Consider the following 4,017-nt stretch of genomic DNA (forward strand, 5'->3'; position numbering starts at 1 on the left):
ATGGACGCCGCCCCGGCGCCCTCGCGCGGCGCGCCGCCGCTGTGGGCCGAGGCGGCGCCGTTCTGCACGCACCGCCTCGCGGTGGGGAGCGGCCACGTGCTGCACGTGGAGGAATGCGGCCGCGCCGACGGCATCCCGGTGGTCTTCCTGCACGGTGGCCCGGGCAGCGGCTGCAGCCCACGCCAGCGCGGGCTGTTCGACCCCGCACGATTTCGCGCCGTGCTCTTCGACCAGCGCGGCGGCGGTCGCAGCACGCCGCTCGGCGGCCTGCGCGCCAATACCACCGCCCACCTCGTCGCCGACATCGAGCGCATCCGCACAGCGCTGGCGATCGAGCGCTGGATCGTGTTCGGCGGCTCCTGGGGCAGCCTGCTCGCGCTCGAATACGCCGGCGCGCACCCGCATCGCGTCGCGGGTCTGGTGCTGCGCGGCATCTTCCTCGGCTCGCCGGCGGAACTGCGTACCTACACCGAGCGCATTCCTCCACGCGCACCCGGGCTGCGCCAGCGCCTCGCGGAGGAAGCGCTCATCCGCTTGCCCCGGGCCCGATCCCGGCACGCGGAAGACGATCTGCTCGCCACCTGGTGCCGCCGCATGCTCGCCGGCCGCCCCGAGACGAGGTGCGCCGCCGCGCGCCACTGGCTGGACCACGAGCGCGCGCTGATGGGCGAGCCGCCGCTCGCCGCCCCGCCCGACGCCCGCGAACTCGCCAAGGCGCGCATCCAGGCGCATTACCTCGCCCACGGCTGCTTCACCGACGCCGCACGCCTGCTCGCCACCTGCGCGGCCTTGCGCCACCTGCCGGCGGCGATCGTGCATGGCGCCGACGATCCGGTGTGCCCGCCCGCCACTGCGCGCGCGCTGCACCGCGCATGGCCGGCGGCGGACTACACCGAGGTCGCCGGCGCGGGCCACTCCGGGCTGGATGCGGCGATCGCCGCCGCCTGCGTCGCCGCACTCGACCGTGTCGCAGAGTGCGCCCACCGCGGCGCCCACCCCCGCCGCAGCCGCTAAAGAAAATCGCCAGCCCGCATCGCAGAGCATCAGGACGCCACGCCCCCGGACGACGGGCAACATGGCCGCATCGACACCGGAGGATGCACGCCATGCCCAAGGAAACCCACGGACTCAGCCTCGACGGCCAGGGCAAGCCCTTGTGGCTGTCGCTGGAGCTGACCTATCGCTGCCCGCTCAAGTGCACCTGGTGCAACAACCCGCTCGACTTCGAGGACTACGCCGCGAAGGAGCTGTCGACCGAGGAGTGGAAGCAGGTGCTGCGGGACGCACGCGCGATCGGCGCGCTGCAGCTCGGCTTCACCGGCGGCGAGCCACTGCAGCGCGCCGACCTGGAAGAGCTGGTCGCGCACGCCGACGGGCTGGGCTTCTACACCAACCTGATCACCTCGGGCATCGGCCTGAGCGAAGAACGCCTGCTCGCCCTCAAGGCCGCCGGCCTCAAGCAGATCCAGCTCTCGCTGCAGTCGACCCGCCCCGGGCTCACCGACGCGCTGGTGGGCGCGCGCGCCCACGCGCACAAGCTCGAGGCCGCGCGCCTGATCAAGGCGCACGGCTTCCCGATGGTGCTCAACATGCCGGTGTTCCGCCACAACATCGAGCTGATCGGCGAGATGATCGAGTGGGCCGCCGGGCTCGGCGTCGAGTACATCGAGTTCGCCAACATCCAGTACTACAACTGGGCGCTGATGAACCGCGACGAACTGATGCCCACCCTCGAGCAGGTGCGCGAGGCCGAACGCGTGGTCAATGAATGGCGCGCGAAGCTCGGCAAGGCGATGACGATCTACTTCGTGATCCCCGACTACTACGAGGGCCGCCCCAAGGCGTGCATGAACGGCTGGGGCGCGATCCACCTCACGATCGCGCCCGACGGCGTCGCCATGCCCTGCCAGGAGGCGCGCGTGATCCCCGGGCTGGCGTTCGAGTCGGTGCGCGACCGACCGCTTGGCTGGATCTGGCACGAGTCGCCGCTGTTCCGCAAGTACCGCGGCCTGGACTGGCTGCCCGAGCCCTGCGGGTCCTGTGCGGAGAAGGAGAAGGACTTCGGCGGCTGCCGCTGCCAGGCCTTCCTGCTCACCGGCGACGCCGCCAACACCGACCCGGCGTGCAGCCGCTCGCCGCACCATCACCTGGTGCAGCAGGCGGTGGCCGGGGTGGCGGCGCCGCTGCGCTTCCGCAAGCCGCTCGTCAAGCGCGCCGCCGGCGCCGTATCCACCGCCTTCATGGAGGACTGAATGCGCCATCCCTACGACACCGCCACCGGCACGATCGCGCTCGGGCTGCTGCTCACCGCGGTGCTCGCCCTCCTGCTGCCACTCGTCGCCGGCTGAAGCGCCATGGACCCGCTGTTCGATCTCGCACTGCGCTGGACGCACTTCATCGCAGGCATCCTCTGGGTCGGCCACAACTACTCCAGCGTGGTGCAGCGTCCGGGCTGGCGGCCGCTCGCCGCCACCGACCTCACCGACGACACCAGCCCGCGCTTCCAGTCCCTGCTCAACCGCGAGCACGGCTTCTTCCGTTGGGCCTCGGTGGTGGCGTGGAGCGCCGGCCTGCTGATGCTGTGGCAGCGCGGCTGGCTGCCTGACGCGCTCATGCTCGACGGCGCGCTGGCGCCGATCGGGCTGGGCACCTGGATCGGCACTTTCATGATGCTCAACGTCTGGTTCGTGCTGTGGCCGCACCAGCAGAAGGTGCTCGGCCTGGTGCCGGCGAGCGTGGACGAGCGCCTGCGCTGCTCGCGCATCACCCACCTGTCCTCGCGCACCAACACCATGCTGTCGATCCCGCTGCTGTTCTTCATGGCGGCGAGCAGCCACGGCGGTCTGGCGGGCTGAACGCGATGAATCCCGCCACCGCCTGGAACTTCGCCGCCGGCCCGGCGCGCCTGCCCGACGCGGTGCTCGAGCGCGCGCGCGACGGCCTGTTCGTGCGCGGCGCGGAAGGCGCCTCGGCGCTCGAGCGCCCGTTCACCGGCGCGGACTTCCGCGCGACGCTGAGCCGCGCGCGCGAACGCCTGGCGCAGCTCCTCGAGCTGCCCGCGAACTACCGCATCCTCTTCCTCGCCGGCGGTGCGATGCAGCAGTTCGCGCTGGTGCCGATGAACCTGCTCGGCCACGCGCGGCGCGCGGCCTACGCCGATTCCGGCTACTGGGCGCAGCGCGCGATCGCCGAGGCGCGGCGCTACTGCGAGGTGGTCGCCGCGCCCGGCTTCCCCGGCGACGTGCCGCTCGCCGCGCCCCCGGCCGGGCGCTGGGACCTGCCCGCCGACTGCGCCTACTGCCACATCACCCCCAACGAGACGGTCGACGGCCTCGCCTACCCGGCCCTGCCCGACACCGGCGAGGTCCCGCTGGTGGCCGACGCCACCTCGTGCCTGCTCACCGCGCCGCTCGACCTCGCCCGCTTCGGCCTGCTCTACGCCAGCGCGCAGAAGAACCTCGGCGTCGCCGGGCTGTGCGTGCTGGTGGTGCGCGAGGACCTGCTCGAGCGCGCCGCGCCCGCGGTGCCCGCGGCGCTGAGCTACCGCCGCCAGGCCGAGGCCGACAGCTGCCTCAATACCCCGCCGACACTCGCGATCCACCTCGCCGGCCTGGTCTTCGACTGGATCGCCGAATCCGGCGGGCTGGCCGCGATGGGCGCCGCCAACCGGCGCAAGGCGGCCACGCTGTACGCGGCGATCGACGGCAGCGGCGGCTTCTACCGCGCCCCGGTGGCCGTCGCGCACCGCTCGCCGGTCAATGTCCGCTTCCATCTCGCCGACGACGCCCTCACCGAACCCTTCCTCGCCGCGGCCGCGTCCCGAGGCCTGCACAACCTGCGCGGCCACCGCCAGGTCGGCGGGCTGCGCGCCAGTCTCTACAACGCCATGCCGCAGGCCGGCGCCGACGCGCTGGCCGGCTTCATGGCGGACTTCGCCCGCCGTCGCGGATGAGCCGGGCGACCTTCCCCTGGCACGCCCGCCCGGGTCTGGCCGGCGGCATCGACAAGGACGCCACG

General features: G+C 72.9%; 4 protein-coding genes. All 4 read left to right on the forward strand.

Features of this window, described 5'->3' with window-relative positions; genetic code table 11:
* Window positions 1-1,014: alpha/beta fold hydrolase (locus C665_RS18790; protein WP_004326939.1), on the forward strand; the 1,014-nt coding region annotated here is incomplete at its 5' end.
* Between the two features lie 92 nt (window positions 1,015-1,106).
* A complete protein-coding gene (gene pqqE, locus C665_RS18795) occupies window positions 1,107-2,252 on the forward strand; it encodes a pyrroloquinoline quinone biosynthesis protein PqqE (RefSeq protein WP_004326941.1) in 1,146 nt (381 codons plus the stop codon).
* A 102-nt stretch (window positions 2,253-2,354) separates the two neighbouring features.
* Window positions 2,355-2,855, forward strand: coding sequence for a urate hydroxylase PuuD (locus tag C665_RS18800; protein WP_004326945.1), 501 nt, complete (start codon window positions 2,355-2,357; stop codon window positions 2,853-2,855).
* Between the two features lie 5 nt (window positions 2,856-2,860).
* A complete protein-coding gene (serC, locus tag C665_RS18805; protein ID WP_004326947.1) occupies window positions 2,861-3,952 on the forward strand; it encodes a 3-phosphoserine/phosphohydroxythreonine transaminase in 1,092 nt (363 codons plus the stop codon).
* Window positions 3,953-4,017 lie beyond the last annotated feature (65 nt).

The organism is Thauera aminoaromatica S2, from assembly GCF_000310185.1.
GTDB classification, from domain to species: Bacteria; Pseudomonadota; Gammaproteobacteria; order Burkholderiales; family Rhodocyclaceae; genus Thauera; species Thauera aminoaromatica.

Coding starts and splice junctions, on each gene's coding strand:
- pqqE (WP_004326941.1), top strand. CDS start 1,107: ATGCCCAAGGAAACCCACGGACTCAGCCTCGACGGCCAGGGCAAGCCC.
- C665_RS18800 (WP_004326945.1), top strand. CDS start 2,355: ATGGACCCGCTGTTCGATCTCGCACTGCGCTGGACGCACTTCATCGCA.
- serC (WP_004326947.1), top strand. CDS start 2,861: ATGAATCCCGCCACCGCCTGGAACTTCGCCGCCGGCCCGGCGCGCCTG.